The organism is Streptomyces sp. ISL-11, assembly GCF_018614525.1.
In the GTDB taxonomy this organism is placed as follows: domain Bacteria; phylum Actinomycetota; class Actinomycetes; order Streptomycetales; family Streptomycetaceae; genus Streptomyces.
The window spans coordinates 1-701 of the sequence record NZ_JAGGOL010000010.1 but is presented as its reverse complement, the minus strand read 5'-3'; the positions used below and the strand labels follow the sequence as shown (position 1 = coordinate 701).

The 701-nt window shown below is 69.9% G+C and carries 1 protein-coding gene; it reads left to right on the top strand.

Features of this window, described 5'->3' with window-relative positions:
• The coding region (locus tag J7E86_RS30670; protein WP_308312438.1) for a tectonin domain-containing protein at nucleotides 1-522 on the top strand (522 nt) is incomplete at its 5' end.
• Nucleotides 523-701 lie beyond the last annotated feature (179 nt).

Genomic DNA, 701 nt, shown 5'->3' with positions numbered 1-701 from the left:
GAGATCTTCGGGACCAACAGCGCTGGGAACATCTATCACCGCTGGCAGACCTACCCCGGCGGCGGCTGGTCCTCGTGGGCGCAGTTCGACGGCGCGCTGACGCAGGTGGCGGCCGAGACGAACGCCGACGGCCGCGTGGAGCTGTTCGGCGTCAACAGCGGCGGCTCCATCTACCACCGCTCGCAAACCTCCCCCGGCGGCACCTGGGCTGGCTGGGAACAGTTCGACGGCGCCCTGACCTCGATCGCCGCCGCCCGCAACGCCGACGGACGACTCGAGATCTTCGGGACCAACAGCGGTAACGCGATCTACCACCGCTCGCAGAACTCCATCGGCGGCACCTGGGGACCCTGGGCACAGTTCGACGGCGGGCTGAGTCAGGTGGCGGCCGAGACCAACGCCGACGGCCGCATCGAACTCTTCGGCGTCAACAGCGGCGGCTACCCGTATCACCGCTGGCAGACCTCCGTCGGTGGCGGGTGGTCGAACTGGGCGCAGTTCGACGGCCTGCTGAGGGGCTGAACGCCGCCCTGAACCGGTGACGGCGATCACGGTGGCCCACCCGGCGCGGCTGCCGTGGTCGTGGGCGCGGCGGGTTCGTACGGTCCGTCCGGCAGGCGGCGCTCAGACCAAGACTGAGGGGGCCCGGTGTGGGCGCGGGCCAGTCCGAGCGAGCCCTCTAAGAGGCTATTTCAGTTGGT